This is a genomic window from Mesorhizobium sp. M2E.F.Ca.ET.209.01.1.1, assembly GCF_004010375.2.
Classification (GTDB): Bacteria; Pseudomonadota; Alphaproteobacteria; order Rhizobiales; family Rhizobiaceae; genus Mesorhizobium.
Genome location: NZ_SADP02001352.1, coordinates 1 through 280, shown reverse-complemented (window position 1 = coordinate 280; position 280 = coordinate 1). Strand labels below are relative to the sequence as shown.

The window sequence follows — 280 nt, the reverse complement described above, 5'->3', positions numbered from 1 at the left end:
GCCCGTTCGGGCTCTGCCTTGATCCGCTCGATGTCGAGGGATGGGAAAACGCCATGCGCAGTTGGATCACCTCGCCGGAGGCTCGCGCTTCATATGAGGCGAAGGCTGGAGAATTCGTGCCGAGAAGCTGGGAGCTGGCTGGCCGCGAGACGCTGGAGGCGGCGCTAGCGCCGTTCGCGGACGAGTTCAGCCCTGGCAACGTCGAGGGCCGGCATCCGTCCACCGCTAGTCTCCAACCGGCGGAAGCTGAGCGGGGCGATTGATCGCCAGGCAGCGAGCC

At 66.8% G+C, this 280-nt stretch carries 1 protein-coding gene; it reads left to right on the top strand.

The genetic code is table 11. From position 1 onward, the window contains the following. A partial coding sequence (locus EN852_RS40370) for a hypothetical protein (RefSeq protein ID WP_210238348.1) occupies window positions 1-263 on the top strand: 263 nt, incomplete at its 5' end. Window positions 264-280: the final 17 nt, after the last annotated feature.